The organism is Lysobacter daejeonensis GH1-9 (assembly GCF_000768355.1).
GTDB lineage: Bacteria > Pseudomonadota > Gammaproteobacteria > Xanthomonadales > Xanthomonadaceae > Aerolutibacter > Aerolutibacter daejeonensis.
The window spans coordinates 85,633-98,372 of the sequence record NZ_AVPU01000012.1 but is presented as its reverse complement, the minus strand read 5'-3'; the positions used below and the strand labels follow the sequence as shown (position 1 = coordinate 98,372).

The following is a 12,740-nucleotide window of genomic DNA, read 5'->3' as shown; positions in this document are numbered from 1 at the left end:
GCCGGCGTGCCGCAGGCCCAGCGCGCGCCGGCCCGCGTGGCGTTGCTCGGCACCGGCACCGTGGGGCGCGCGGTGCTGGAACGGCTAACCGCGTGGTCGGGATCGTCGCAGGGTGGGCGGTTGTCGCTGGTGTACGCCGCCAATTCGCGCCACGCGCTGGGAGGCCGCTTTGGCCTGTTGCCCGAAGGGGTGGCCGACCTGCTGCAGCATGAGGGCCAGCCCAGCCGGTTGTCGGCGGTGGAGCTGGCGCTGCAGGGCGGCCATGGGCCGCGCATCGTGGTCGACGCCACCGCCAGCGAGGAGGTCGCACTGAACCACGCGCGCTGGCTGTCGCAGGGCATCCACGTGGTGACGGCCTGCAAGCTGGGGCAGGGCACTTCGCTGGAACGCTGGCGCGCGATCCATGCGGCCTGCGCGGAAGGCAACACGCGCTATGGCGACAGTGCCACCGTGGGTGCGGGCTTGCCGCTGATCCGCTCGATCCGCGAGTTGCGCGCGGGCGGCGATCGCATCCACGCCATCGCCGGCGTGCTGTCAGGTTCGCTGGCATGGCTGTTCAACCACTACGATGGCCTGCGTCCCTTTTCCGGCTTCGTGCGCGAGGCGCGCGAAGCGGGTTATACCGAGCCGGACCCGCGCGATGACCTGTCCGGCGAGGACGTGCGCCGCAAGATCGTGATCCTCGCCCGGGCTGCCGGCGTCGAACTGGAGCCTGGAGACGTGGACGTGGCTTCGCTGGTGCCGGCCGAGCTGGCGCGACTGGCGAAGGCCGACGTGGATGCAGCGTTGCCATCGCTGGATCAACCGCTGCGCGATCGCTTTGCGGATGCCTACAAGAATGGCGGGAAGCTGCGCTTCATTGCGCGGCTCGAGCATGGCAAGGCGCGCGTTGGGTTGGAGTCATTGCCGGCGGACCACCCGTTGGCCGGCGGCGCAGGCACCGACAACCGCGTGGCCATCTGGTCGGACCGCTATTCGCGCCAGCCGCTGGTGATCCAGGGGCCGGGCGCCGGCGCCGAAGTCACCGCTGCAGGCCTGCTGGACGACGTGCTGCGTATCTGCGGTTGACGGTCAGCCAAGGGGCGGGACAGGCGTGGTCCATTGAAGCGCCGTCCCGCCCAGGCGGGGCCCATACGAAATGAGGCCGTCAACAATCAGCACTCAATCACGTTGACCGCAAGCCCGCCGCGCGAGGTCTCCTTGTACTTGTCCTGCATGTCGCGGCCGGTGTCGCGCATGGTCTTGATCACCTTGTCCAGCGAGACCTTGTGCTTGCCGTCGCCGCGCATCGCCATGCGGCTGGCGTTGATGGCCTTCACCGCACCCATCGCGTTGCGCTCGATGCACGGAATCTGCACCAGGCCGCCGATCGGGTCGCAGGTCAGGCCGAGGTTGTGCTCCATGCCGATCTCCGCCGCATTCTCGATCTGGCTGCAGCTGCCGCCGATCGCGGCGGTCAGGCCGGCCGCGGCCATGGAGCAGGCCACGCCGACCTCGCCCTGGCAGCCGACTTCGGCGCCGGAGATGGAAGCGTTCTCCTTGTAGAGGATGCCTACAGCGGCGGCGGTGAGCAGGAACGTACGCACGCCCTGGATGTTCGCGCCGGGAATGAACCGATCGTAGTAATGCAGTACCGAGGGGATGATGCCGGCCGCGCCATTGGTCGGCGCCGTGACCACGCGACCGCCGGCGGCGTTCTCCTCGTTCACTGCCAGCGCGTACAGGTTGACCCAGTCCAGTGTGGTCAGCGGGTCGCGCATTGCTGCCTCCGGACGCGACGACAGTTCGGCATGCAGCGCGGGCGCTCGCCGGCTCACGTGCAGGCCGCCGGGCAGCGTGCCACCCTCGCGGATGCCCCGCGCCACGCAGGCGGACATCGCCGTCCAGATCTCGTCGAGCCCGGCGTTGATTTCCTCCGGCGTGCGCCATGCCCTTTCGTTGGCGTACATCAGCTCGGCGATGCTCAACCCGCTCTCGGCGCAGCGCGCCAGCAGCTCGTCGCCGGAGTGGAATGGGTAGGGCAGTTCGGTCTCATCGGCGACGATGCGGTCTTCGGCGGCCTCGTCCTGGTTGACCACGAAGCCACCGCCCACCGAGTAGTAATCGCGCGTGGCGATCACCTCGCCGTCGGCGTCGTACGCGGTGAAACGCATGCCGTTGGTGTGGAACGGCAGCTTCTGGCGCTTGTTCATGATCAGGTCGTGCTTCTCGTCGAAGCCGATCTCGTGCCCGCCGTGCAGGCGGATGCGCTTGCTGGCACGAATGCGCTCCAGCGCGGCGGGGATGATGTCGGGGTCGATCTGGTTGGGCCAATGGCCTTCCAGGCCCATCAGCACCGCCTTGTCGGTACCGTGGCCGCGACCGGTCAGCGCCAGCGAGCCGAACACCTCGGCACGCAGGCGTGCGGTCCGCTGCAGGTCGTCGTTCTCGACCAGCCAGCGCTCGATGAAGCGCGCCGCGGCGCGCATCGGTCCAACGGTATGCGAGGAACTGGGGCCGATGCCGATCTTGAACAGGTCGAAACTGCTGACAGCCACGAAAAATCTCCAACCGCCGGGGCGGGGTTATTGAGTCGCGGCGACGGGCCGCAGGCAACCCATTATCCTACGCTGGCCGGTGCATGCCCGTGCACGCAATCCTTGGCCTTTCCCCATACGCAAACGCATCGTGCCGCCCATGCCCAACGCCCCCCGGTTGATCCTGTTCCAGCGCGATGATTGTCATCTCTGCGACCTGGCGTTGGAGGTGCTGGCGGCTGCGCGGGTACCGGACTTCGACAGCGTGTTCATCGACGACGATGCGGCGCTGGAAGCACGCTACGGCGCCCGCGTTCCGGTGCTGCACGACGCGCGCGGCGGCGCGGAGCTGGATTGGCCGTTCGACGTGGAACGGCTGCGCCTGTTCATTTCGCCGGGCTGAAGACCACCTTGGTGCTGACCGCGACGTCGTTGGGCAGCAGTTCGGTGTCCGCCCAGTCGCCACTGCCCACGCCGAAGTCCAGTCGCTTCACCGTGGCTTTGCCGGTCAGCACCGGGCGGGCACCGGGCGACCAGGTGAAGCCCAGCGTCACCGGCTTGCTGACGCCGCGCAGGGTCAGGATGCCGTCGGCGGCATAGCGGTTGCCGCCCAGGCTGCGGAACCGGCTGGCGGTGAAACGGGCCTGCGGGAATCGCGCGGTATTGAAGAAATCCGCGCTCTGCAGCGTGGTGTCGCGGTCGTTGTTGGCGGTGGTCACGCCCAGCAGCGGGATAGTTACGTCGAGTTTGGCGGCGGCCAGCCGCGCGGGGTCAAAGCTGAGCCGGGTGGAGAACGACGCAAACCGACCGGTGAATATCTCGCCCTGGTAACGCGAGGCGAACGTCAGCGACGAACCTGCGGCCTGCACGTAATCGGCAGCCAGTGCGGGCCTGGCCAGGAGCAGGCCGAAGGCGAGGGCGGCAGTGAAGTGGCGCATGACTCAATTCTCCGGGGGCGTGGACGCGCCGCCGCGCGCGCGCATGGGCAGCATGCGTCGCAGCGTGTCGTCGTGCTGGAACAGGTGGTGGAACAGCGCCGCACCGGCATGGGCCAACACCAGCACCAGCAGCACCCAGAAGCCGGCTTCGTGCAGGCCCTCGGCCACTTCGCGCAGGCCCTCGTCATGCGCCGCCAGCGCGGGCAGGTTGAAGAGCTTGAACCATTGCAGCGGATAGCCGGCCGCGGAATTCAGCAGCCAGCCCGACAGCGGCATCGCCAACATCAGCGCGTACAGCGCAGCGTGCGTCATCGTGGCCACGCGCTGCTGCCACGTGGGCGTGCCGGGCAAGTGTCGCGGCGCGCCCGCATACAGCCGCCAGGCCGCGCGCAACACTACCAGCGCCAGCACCGTAAGCCCCAGTGATTTGTGCAGCGCGTAGACCGAGATCTTCCGCGGCGAGTTGGGCAGGTCGACCATGTTCAGGCCGATGATCGCGATCACCACGATCAGCAGCGCGATCAGCCAGTGCAACGACTGGCTGACCCAGCCCCAGCGGTCGGCGGTGTTCTTGGCGTTCATGCGCGTGGTGCCCCGGGGGTGGGGGTCGGCGCGGTGTCTGGCGAAGACACCGGTTCGTCGTTGCGCGCACGCACGGCTTCGGCCTCGATGCGCAGTTCGACGCAGTCACCGATGACGTTGGGCCACGCCTCCAGGCCGAACGCCTTGCGGCTGAGCATGCCACTGGCGGAAAACCCGGCCGTGCGGCGGAAGGGCGGCAGCGGGTGGCGCTTGACGGCGTTGACCGTCACGTCCAGGCACAAGGGCGCGGTTACGCCGCGCACGGTGAGGTCGCCGCAGGCGCGGGCATGCTGGGCATCGACGGCGGTGACGGCCGTGGAGACGAATCGCGCCTCCGGATAGCGCTTGGCGTCGAGCAGGCTTGCCGCCTGTACCGCCGCGTTCCACTTCGCATCGCCAAAGTCGAGGCGGGTCAGCGGGACGGCGATATCCCAGCGCGTGGCCGCAAGGTCAGCGGGATCAAACCACAGGCTGCCGGTACTGCCGGACGCCGTGCCCAGCGCCTTCGAAAAACCTGCGTGCTCGACCGCCACCACCACCCGGGTATGGATTGGATCCAAGGTGTACACCTCCGGTTCCGTGGCGCGGGCCGTGACGCCTGCCAGCAGGGCCCCCATGACAAGGGCGACGGAGAAGGGGCGGGTAAGCGTCATCGGGGGTCCCGTTGATTGCGGGTGTGCTCGGCCGATTGTAGACGCCGCGATGGGCTGGGGGGGGGAAGGTTCCAAGGGCATGCGCGCGACAGCCGACTTGCGTACCACGGCGCCATCGCCCAGCCTTGCCGGGGGGAATGCGGCAAAGTGCCGCCGAACGACTGGATACGCCGTGGCGCAGGAGATGGAGCGGGTGATGCAGGGATGGGCTGTGCGGCTGCTGCTGTGGGCGTGCCTGTTGTTGGGCGCGTGGGCGCCGATCCATGCGGGTTTGCCAGAGACGCCTCGCCTGCGGCAGCTGACCGTGGCGGATGGGTTGCCTTCAAATCGCATCAATGACCTCACCGAGGATCGCCACGGCTACCTGTGGATTGCGACCAGCGACGGCCTGGCGCGGTTTGATGGTCTCGATTACCGGGTCTGGCGCGCCGAGCGTGGGCTGCGCGACAACTTCGTGTGGAGCGTGCACGTCGATGCGCGCAACCGGCTGTGGGTGGCTACGCGCATGGCGGGCCTGGCGGTACTGGACGAGGCCCGGCAGACGTTCCGCTACTACAACACCGGCAACAGCCCGGCGATGGGCAGCAACGACATCTGGACGGTGACCTCCACGCCTGCGGGTGACATCTGGTTCGGCACCGCCGATCACGGCCTGCATCGGTTGGACGCCAAGGGGCACGTCACGCGCTTCATGCCGCGCCCGGGTGACCCGCGCAGCCTGCCCAGTCCCAGCGTGTCGAAGGTGCTGGTGGCGCCGGACGGCACCCTGTGGGTGGGTACCAAGGCCGGTGTCGCGCGCTGGACCGGATGGGACTTCGAGCGGCTGGCGCCCGACAAACTCGGGTCGACGTTCGTGAACGCGATGACCGTCGAAGACGACGGCACGTTGTGGATCGGCACCAGCCAGGGCGTGGCCGTGCGCCGTCCCGACGGCCGCGTGGACCCGCGTCCCTGGCGGGACGTGCCGGTGCTGCACGTCCTGCACCGCGACCGCGACGGAAGTCGCTGGCTGGACATCCCGCAGGGCTTGGGCCGCGACAACGACGGTGACGTGGCGGTGGTGCCGCTTTACAGCCTGTCCAGCCGTGGCATCGTGCGCCCGCCGTGGGTGAAGACCTACGAGGACCACGAGGGCGGCCTGTGGTTTGCAAGCAGCAGCAACGGGCTTTGGTACCTGCCGCCCAACTGGCGCCAGTTCTCGGTGCTGCCACGTCGCCTCGAAGATCCCACCTCGTTGGCCAATGCCAGCGTGCTCGGCATTGCCCCCGCGCGCGACGGGGACATGTGGCTGGTGGGTACCGGTGGCGTGCTCGACCGCTTTGATCCCGAGACCGGCCACGTCGAGCACACGCTGCATGACGTGGGCCGGGGCATGATCCTGTCGGCGGTGATCGAGGACCGCGACGCGCGCGTGTGGGTGGCCTCCCATGAGGCGCTGGTGCGCTATGACCCGCGCACGCGTCAGACCGTGCGCTGGTCGCGGCGGACTCCGCGTGACTCGGTCCTGGAAGGCTTGCCCGTAGCGATGGCGCAGGATGGTACCGGGCTTCTGTGGGTCGCCACCGAGGCCAGTGGGCTGCAGGCGCGCGATCCCGACGGTCATGTCCTCCACAACCTCTACCCTGGCGATGGCCAAGGGCTGCTGCCGGGCACGCAGATCGCGAGCCTGGCGCGCGGGCCGGGCGGGCGCTTGTGGGTGCTGGGTGCCCACGGCGTACAGGCATGGAACCCGGACCTGCGGCGCCTGGAGCATGTAGCAGGCTTGCCGGCCGATGGCGTGCGCAGCGTGGCGGCGGCACCCGACGGCCAGATCTGGGTGGCACGCGACGATGCGATCGAACGCTACCGTCGGACGCCTCGCCGCTACGCGCGGGCTTGGCGGATGGATGCGACCGGCGGGTTGCCGCAGGTCGTGCCCAACGGCGTGACCGTGGACGCCGCAGGCATCGTGTGGATGACCAGTGTCCGCGGCATCATCCGGGTGGACCCGGCGCAGCGCAGTGCACGCGTGTTCGGCGTGCACGACGGCCTGCCCAGCCAGGAGTTCAGCGGCCCGCCGGTACCGCGGCCCGGCGATGGCCGCCTCCTGACGGGCTCGCCGGAGGGGCTGGTGCTGTTCGATCCGGCGATCGTGCGGCCCTCCACCCGTCCGCCGCGGTTGGTGGTCGAAGACATCCACGTCCGCAACGATGCGGGCGTGAGGCGCCTGGATGGCAGCGGTGGGTTCGAACTGGCGCACGACGACCGCGACCTGCGGGTGGCGGCGCGCCTGCTGTCGTTCAACAACGCGCGTACCCATGCCTACCGTTTCCGGCTCAGCGGCCATGACGGCGATTGGGTGGACGCGGGCATGCGCGGCGAGCGGGTGTTCAGCGCGCTCGCGCCCGGACGCTACCGGCTGGAGATGCAGGCGCGCAACGCCGACAACGTGTGGTCTCCGGTGCAGCAGGTGACGTTCGACGTGGCGCCGCCATGGTGGCGCACGCCGGCCGCCCTGGCTGGCGCCGCTGGCCTGGCCCTGTTGTTGGCATGGTGGTTGGGCGATGCCTACCGGCAGCGCGTCCGTCGTCGGCACGCATGGCAGATGGCGCAGCAGGAGCGCGAGCTTGCCCAGCACGCTTCACTGGCCAAGACCCAGTTCCTCGCCACGCTGGGCCATGAGGTCCGCACGCCGATGACAGGGGTGCTGGGCATGAGCGAGCTGTTGCTGGGTACGTCACTGGACCGGCAGCAGCGTGGCTACGCCGAATCCATCCGCCGCGCTGGCGAGCGTTTGCTGCGACTGGTCAACGATGCGTTGGACCTCGCTCGGATCGAATCCGGCAAGTTGGAACTGGACCCGCAGCCGTTCGATCCGCGCGCATTGGTCGAGGAGGCAGTGGCACTGATGGCGCCGCTTGCGCGGCAGAAGGGCTTGGCCTTTCAAACGGAAGTAGCGCCCGAGTTGCCGGCCGGGCTGGTCGGCGATGCCGACCGCATCGCGCAGATCCTGACCAACCTGTTGGCGAATGCGATCAAGTTCACCGAGCGCGGCAGTGTGACGTTGCGGGTGGGGCGGCTGGCACCGACCGGCCTGTCACTGGAAGTGGCCGACACTGGGCCTGGCCTGAGCGAGGAGCAGGCGTCCCGGCTGTTCCGGCGCTTTGAGCAGGCCGAAGGCGCGCGCACCGCCGCGCGCTACGGCGGAAGTGGGCTCGGGTTGGCGATCTGCCAGGAGCTGGCTGCGGAAATGGGGGGGCGGATCAGCGTGTCGGGCGCCTTGGGCGAGGGCGCACGGTTCGTGGTGGACCTGCCGCTGGCCGACGCCGAGCTCGCTCCGGCGGTGGATTCGGATTCGGTCTCGGAACCCCAGTTGGAACCCTGCCGGGATTCGGCGCCGGGGGCGCTTCGCATCCTGCTGGTCGAGGACGACCTGATGGTGGCTGAGGTGGTCACCGGCCTGCTGCAGTCGCAAGGACATCGCGTCCACCACGCGCCGCATGCCCTGGCCGCCCTCACGGCCACCATGACGCAGGACTTCTCCCTCGCGCTGCTCGACCTCGACCTGCCGGGCATGGACGGCCTGAGCCTGGCGCGCCAACTGCGTGCGCGCGGTTTCCAGGCACCGCTGGTAGCCCTGACTGCGCGCTCCGACGAAGCGGCGATGGCCCAGGCGCTGGACGCGGGGTTCAACCGCTTCCTGCGCAAGCCGGTGACCAGGGCGATGCTGTCGGACGTGGTGACCGCCCTTTGCCCGGAGCCAACCGGCGTCGCGTGACGGCGGGGCGCCCGGGGCGCGCGGCTGGGGCTGGCCGCGCGCGAATCGCGCGTGTCGAGAGCGATCGCGCGCTCAGCGACGGCTGAGTGCGTGCACCGCGTCGACCAGCACGGCGACGTGCTCGGGGTTCATGTCCGGCGACATGCCGTGGCCGAGGTTGAACACGTGGCCTTCGCGCGAGCCGCCGTTGCCCTCGCGGTAGCTGTCCAGGGCCCGTCCGACTTCGGCGCGGATGGCGTCGGGCGAGGCGTACAGCGTTACCGGGTCCAGATTGCCCTGCAGGGCGACCTTGCCGCCGGTGCGGCGCGCCGCATCGCCCAGGTCCACGGTCCAGTCGATGCCCACGCCTTCGGTGCCGGTGGCGGCCAGTTCTTCCACGTAAGCGCCGTTGCCCTTGCCGAACAGGATCAGCGGGGTGCGGTCGGCGCCTTCGCCGCGCGGCAGCTCCTGCGCGATGCGCTTGAGGTAGCGCAGCGAGAATTCGCGGTACATCGCCGGCGACAGCACGCCGCCCCAGGTGTCGAATACCTGCAGCGCCTGCGCGCCCGCCGCGCGCTGCGCGGACAGGTAGGCGATCACGGCGTCGGTGGTGACCTCCAGCAGCTGGTGCATCGCGGCCGGGTCGTTGAGCGCCAGCGACTTCACCCGCGCGAAGTCCTTGCTGCCGCCGCCTTCGACCATGTAGCAGGCCAGCGTCCAAGGGCTGCCGGAGAAGCCGATCAACGGCACGCTGCCGTTGAGCTCGCGGCGGATCAGGCTGACCGCGTCGGTCACGTAGCGCAGTTCGGTGCCCATGTCCGGTACAGCCAGCCTGGCGATGTCGGCAGCGCTGCGCACCGGGCGTTCGAACTTGGGGCCTTCGCCTTCGACGAAATACAGGCCCAGGCCCATCGCGTCGGGCACGGTCAGGATGTCGGAGAACAGGATCGCGGCGTCCAGCGGGAAGCGGCGCAGCGGCTGCAGGGTCACTTCGCAGGCCAGTTCCGGGTTCTTGGCCATGTTGAGGAAACTGCCGGCGGCCGAGCGGGTGGCGCGGTACTCCGGCAGGTAGCGGCCCGCTTGGCGCATCAGCCACACCGGCGTGCAGTCGACCGGCTCGCGGCGAAGGGCGCGAAGGAAGCGGTCGTTGGTCAGTGGGGCGTTGGCGGTCATGCAGTAGTCCTCAAGCGCGTGTGGGCGCGGTTCGGTCAAGGAGTGGGGCGAAAAAAGAGGGGGTCGCGGTCGCCGCGCGGGCGGTTCGCCGTCGCTGCCAAGGTGTTGCCGGCGCGGCGAGGGACAGGTTGCGGCTAATCGCACCGCTCACCGCGGCGCGTCCGCGCCCTGGGTGAACATCAACTGGTAGCCGCGCTTGATGTGCTGGTCGCGCGCTTTCTCCAGCGCGGCCAAGGCGCTGTCCTGGTCCATGAACTGGTCACGGCGCAGCTGGCTGCGGCCGCCGATCTGCCCGGACTCGCGCACCAGCGTCCACCCGCCCAACAGGTCGGGTTGCAGCATCAGTTGCACGAAGCGCGGGGCTTCGGGGCCGTCAGGCCGTTGTTGCAGGAGCAGGCGCATGGCCCGGCATTGTAGCGGCAGCGCGGCTCAGCCGTGCGCCAGAGCCCGCAACACTGCGTTCTCGGCCACGCCCGACACGATGCAGGCCTTGCCCGCGCCGTTCCACAGCACCAGCCGCAGGCCGCGCGCGTCGGCCTTCTTGTCCAGCTGCATGCGGGCCAGCAATGCATCGGGCGCCAGTCCTGCCGGGATCGCAGTGGGCAGTCCCAGCCGCTGCAGCAACGCCTGCAGGCGTTCGGCGTCGGCGTCGGGGGCCATGCCCAGTGCGGCCGACAGCCGGGCGGCCAGCACCATCCCCACCGCCACCGCCTCGCCATGGTTGAGCCCGGCGCCGGTGGTACCGGCGTAGCCCTGCTCGGTCTCGATGGCGTGGCCAAAGGTGTGGCCGAAGTTGAGCATCGCGCGGTCGCCGTGCTCGAACGGATCACGCGCCACCACGTCGGCCTTGTGCTCGCACGAATGGGCGATGGCGTAGGACAGCGCCGCCTCGTCGCCGGCCAGCAGCGATTCGGCATGGGCCTCGATCCAATGCAGGAACCCGGCGTCGAAGATCGCGCCGTACTTCACCACTTCGGCCAGGCCTGCGCGCAGCTCGCGCTCCGGCAGGGTGTGCAGGGTCGCGGTGTCGGCGATCACTGCGCGCGGCGGGTGGAAGGCGCCGACCAGGTTCTTGCCCGCCGGCAGGTCCACCGCGGTCTTGCCGCCCACCGAGGAGTCCACCATGGCCAGCAGTGATGTCGGCAGTTGCACGCAGTCGACGCCCCGCATCCAGCAGGCGGCGGCGAAGCCGGCCAGGTCGCCCACCACGCCGCCACCGAGGGCCAGCACCGTGGCGTCGCGGGTGGCGCCCATGGCGGCCAGCGCTTCGATGCATTCGCCGAAGCGGGCGAGGGTCTTCTCCTGTTCGCCGGGCGGGATCACGAAACGGCGGACCACCAGGTCCGGGCGTGCGGCGGCCAATGCCGCCTCGACCTTGTCGGCGTACAGTGGTGCGACGTTGCCATCGCTCACCAGCAGCACGTGGCGGCCACGCAGGGTGTGCGCCAGACGGGGAGCATCGTCCAGCAGGCCCGCGCCGATGGCGATGGTGTAGTGATAGTCGCCGCTTACCTTGACCGTGCGTACCGTGTTCATGCGGTTGCTCCCTGGCGCATCCATTGAGTGGCCAACCGGTCGGCCAGTTGTGCCGCAGCGTCTTCGGCCGCCAATCCGGTCGTGTCGAAGACCAGGTCCGCCACTTCCCGGTACAACGGCGTGCGCAGGGCGGCAAGGTCTTGCAGCACCTGTTCACGGTCCGGCCGCGCCAGCAACGGGCGGGTGTGGTCACCGGCCAGCCGCGCCAGTTGCGTGGCCACGTCCACCGGCAGGTACACCACGAAGCCGCGGGCGCGCAGGATGCGGCGGTTGTCGGCGTCCAGCACCGCGCCGCCGCCGGTGGCGACCAGCGCGCCATCGCCCGCCAGCAGCTCGGCCAGCTTGGCCTTTTCGCGGGTGCGGAAGCCGGCCTCGCCTTCGCGGGCGAACAGATCGGCCACGCTGGCGCCGGCCGCCAGTTCCACCGCCCGGTCCAGGTCGTGCAGATGCAGGCCCAGGCGCTCGGCCAGCGCGTGGCCCAGCGTGGTCTTGCCCGCGCCCATCGGGCCGACAAGGACGAGATTGGCAGCGGGCTTCATTCCCCCATTGTAGGCGTGCGCCGGCGGCGGGCACGGGCTGGTTGCGGGCGCAACTGACTGCGCGGCCTTAACGCTTCCACGCCTAGGGTCGGAGTTCCGCGCCAGCCCGGTCGCGGGCCACAGGAGGTTTGCCATGGCCATCGCCAAGGTCATCGAGCTCAATGCATCGTCCAAGGCCAGCATGGAGGACGCAGTGAAAAGCGGCCTGAAGAAATGCGCCGAATCGGTGAAGAACATCAAGGGTGCCTGGGTCAATGAGGTCAAGGTGGTGACCGACAACGACGGCAACGTCACCGAATGGCGGGTCAACATGCGGGTTTCGTTCGTTGTCGAGTAAGGACATGGGCGGGCGGTGCCAAGGCGCGCCGCCCGTCGCAGGTTGATCCGGATCAGGCGGCGGACTGGGGGGATGGCGCACAATGCGCAGCATGGACACGACCGACCTGCTGGGCGAAGCCCTCGCCACCTTCGACACCCTGTTCGCCGAGGCCGCCACGGCCGGTGAACCCGACCCCACCGCCATGACCGTGGCCACCGCCACGCCGCAGGGGCGGCCTTCGGCGCGGGTGGTCCTGCTCAAGTCGCGCGACCGTCGCGGCTTCGTCTTCTACACCCACCTGGATGGGCGCAAGGGTCGGGAGTTGCAGGCAAATCCGCACGCCGCGCTGTTGTTCCACTGGCCACGCGTGCGCAACGGCGTGCAGGTGCGCATCGAGGGGGCGGTGGAAATCGTGTCCGATGCCGAGGCCGACGCATACTTCGCCTCGCGGCCGCGGGTCAGCCAGCTGGGCGCGTGGGCATCGAAGCAGTCGCAGACCCTGCCCGACCGGGACACCTTTGAACAGCGGCTGGCCGACGCCGAGCGCGAGTTCGATGGCCGCGAAGTCGCGCGCCCACCGCGCTGGACCGGTTTCCGGGTCAAGCCGGAGACCATCGAGTTCTGGTACGGCGCCGATTTCCGCCTGCACGAGCGGCAGCATTACGAAGTCGACGCCGTTGGCGCGTGGTCGCGGCGCATGTTGTACCCGTAATCGCTGTCGCCGGCCCGAAGCCTTGGGCAGAATGGC

At 69.5% G+C, this 12,740-nt stretch carries 13 protein-coding genes; 5 read left to right on the top strand and 8 right to left on the bottom strand.

The features are described 5' to 3' along the window. Positions 1 to 6: 6 nt before the first annotated feature. The gene (locus N800_RS08650) at positions 7 to 1,068 is read left to right on the top strand and encodes a homoserine dehydrogenase family protein (protein WP_052108077.1); all 1,062 of its coding nucleotides are present in this window, start codon (positions 7 to 9) and stop codon (positions 1,066 to 1,068) included. An 86-nt stretch (positions 1,069 to 1,154) separates the two neighbouring features. Here the strand turns inward: N800_RS08650 and N800_RS08645 are convergent, their stop codons facing one another. Continuing rightward, entirely contained in the window at positions 1,155 to 2,537 is a 1,383-nt protein-coding gene (locus N800_RS08645; RefSeq protein ID WP_036137026.1) for an L-serine ammonia-lyase, read from the bottom strand. A gap of 139 nt (positions 2,538 to 2,676) precedes the next feature. On the opposite strand from N800_RS08645, the gene N800_RS08640 reads away from it, so the two are divergent. Further along, entirely contained in the window at positions 2,677 to 2,919 is a 243-nt protein-coding gene (locus tag N800_RS08640; protein WP_036137023.1) for a glutaredoxin family protein, read from the top strand. On the opposite strand, the gene N800_RS08635 is transcribed toward N800_RS08640, so the two are convergent. Genes N800_RS08635 through N800_RS08625 form a run of 3 tightly spaced genes read right to left on the bottom strand, consistent with a single transcriptional unit; the run spans position 2,903 to position 4,689 of the window. Next, positions 2,903 to 3,454: a YceI family protein gene (locus tag N800_RS08635; protein ID WP_036137020.1), complete on the bottom strand. Its 552-nt coding sequence runs from the start codon at positions 3,452 to 3,454 to the stop codon at positions 2,903 to 2,905. The two genes, N800_RS08640 and N800_RS08635, sit on opposite strands and share 17 nt — an antisense overlap. 3 nt (positions 3,455 to 3,457) lie before the next feature. After that, positions 3,458 to 4,036 (bottom strand): cytochrome b, encoded by a 579-nt coding sequence (locus N800_RS08630; RefSeq protein WP_036137017.1) that lies wholly within the window; start codon positions 4,034 to 4,036, stop codon positions 3,458 to 3,460. Then, on the bottom strand, positions 4,033 to 4,689 hold the full coding sequence (locus N800_RS08625; RefSeq protein WP_052108076.1) for a YceI family protein: 657 nt from the start codon (positions 4,687 to 4,689) through the stop codon (positions 4,033 to 4,035). Before N800_RS08625 ends, N800_RS08630 begins: the two co-directional genes overlap by 4 nt. A 172-nt stretch (positions 4,690 to 4,861) precedes the next feature. Between N800_RS08625 and N800_RS08620 the strand changes: the two genes are divergently transcribed. Next, positions 4,862 to 8,446, top strand: coding sequence for a two-component regulator propeller domain-containing protein (locus N800_RS08620; RefSeq protein WP_232227573.1), 3,585 nt, complete (start codon positions 4,862 to 4,864; stop codon positions 8,444 to 8,446). 72 nt (positions 8,447 to 8,518) lie between these two features. Here the strand turns inward: N800_RS08620 and hemE are convergent, their stop codons facing one another. The 4 genes from hemE to N800_RS08600 all read right to left on the bottom strand — a co-directional run bounded on the left by hemE (position 8,519) and on the right by N800_RS08600 (position 11,673). Next, positions 8,519 to 9,598 carry a uroporphyrinogen decarboxylase gene (hemE, locus tag N800_RS08615; protein WP_036137011.1) on the bottom strand — a complete coding sequence of 360 codons (1,080 nt, stop codon included), beginning with the start codon at positions 9,596 to 9,598 and terminating at the stop codon, positions 8,519 to 8,521. Between the two features lie 147 nt (positions 9,599 to 9,745). Continuing rightward, positions 9,746 to 10,000, bottom strand: coding sequence for a WGR domain-containing protein (locus N800_RS08610; protein ID WP_036137008.1), 255 nt, complete (start codon positions 9,998 to 10,000; stop codon positions 9,746 to 9,748). Positions 10,001 to 10,027: 27 nt separating this feature from the next. Next, a complete protein-coding gene (aroB, locus tag N800_RS08605; protein WP_156962923.1) occupies positions 10,028 to 11,134 on the bottom strand; it encodes a 3-dehydroquinate synthase in 1,107 nt (368 codons plus the stop codon). Further along, positions 11,131 to 11,673, bottom strand: coding sequence for a shikimate kinase (locus N800_RS08600; protein ID WP_036137003.1), 543 nt, complete (start codon positions 11,671 to 11,673; stop codon positions 11,131 to 11,133). The genes aroB and N800_RS08600 overlap by 4 nt, the downstream gene beginning before the upstream one ends. A gap of 133 nt (positions 11,674 to 11,806) precedes the next feature. On the opposite strand from N800_RS08600, the gene N800_RS08595 reads away from it, so the two are divergent. Both N800_RS08595 and pdxH read left to right on the top strand, forming a co-directional pair. After that, positions 11,807 to 12,010 (top strand): dodecin family protein, encoded by a 204-nt coding sequence (locus N800_RS08595; RefSeq protein ID WP_036137001.1) that lies wholly within the window; start codon positions 11,807 to 11,809, stop codon positions 12,008 to 12,010. A gap of 91 nt (positions 12,011 to 12,101) precedes the next feature. Then, positions 12,102 to 12,704, top strand: a complete 603-nt coding sequence (pdxH, locus tag N800_RS08590; protein ID WP_036137080.1) for a pyridoxamine 5'-phosphate oxidase — start codon at positions 12,102 to 12,104, stop codon at positions 12,702 to 12,704. Positions 12,705 to 12,740 lie beyond the last annotated feature (36 nt).

What these genes read in the sequence shown, in the direction of transcription:
- N800_RS08630 (WP_036137017.1), bottom strand. Translation starts at nt 4,036, where the DNA reads ATGAACGCCAAGAACACCGCCGACCGCTGGGGCTGGGTCAGCCAGTCG.
- hemE (WP_036137011.1), bottom strand. Translation starts at nt 9,598, where the DNA reads ATGACCGCCAACGCCCCACTGACCAACGACCGCTTCCTTCGCGCCCTT.
- N800_RS08625 (WP_052108076.1), bottom strand. Translation starts at nt 4,689, where the DNA reads ATGACGCTTACCCGCCCCTTCTCCGTCGCCCTTGTCATGGGGGCCCTG.
- N800_RS08610 (WP_036137008.1), bottom strand. Translation starts at nt 10,000, where the DNA reads ATGCGCCTGCTCCTGCAACAACGGCCTGACGGCCCCGAAGCCCCGCGC.
- N800_RS08635 (WP_036137020.1), bottom strand. Translation starts at nt 3,454, where the DNA reads ATGCGCCACTTCACTGCCGCCCTCGCCTTCGGCCTGCTCCTGGCCAGG.
- aroB (WP_156962923.1), bottom strand. Translation starts at nt 11,134, where the DNA reads ATGAACACGGTACGCACGGTCAAGGTAAGCGGCGACTATCACTACACC.
- N800_RS08595 (WP_036137001.1), top strand. Translation starts at nt 11,807, where the DNA reads ATGGCCATCGCCAAGGTCATCGAGCTCAATGCATCGTCCAAGGCCAGC.
- N800_RS08600 (WP_036137003.1), bottom strand. Translation starts at nt 11,673, where the DNA reads ATGAAGCCCGCTGCCAATCTCGTCCTTGTCGGCCCGATGGGCGCGGGC.
- pdxH (WP_036137080.1), top strand. Translation starts at nt 12,102, where the DNA reads ATGGACACGACCGACCTGCTGGGCGAAGCCCTCGCCACCTTCGACACC.
- N800_RS08640 (WP_036137023.1), top strand. Translation starts at nt 2,677, where the DNA reads ATGCCCAACGCCCCCCGGTTGATCCTGTTCCAGCGCGATGATTGTCAT.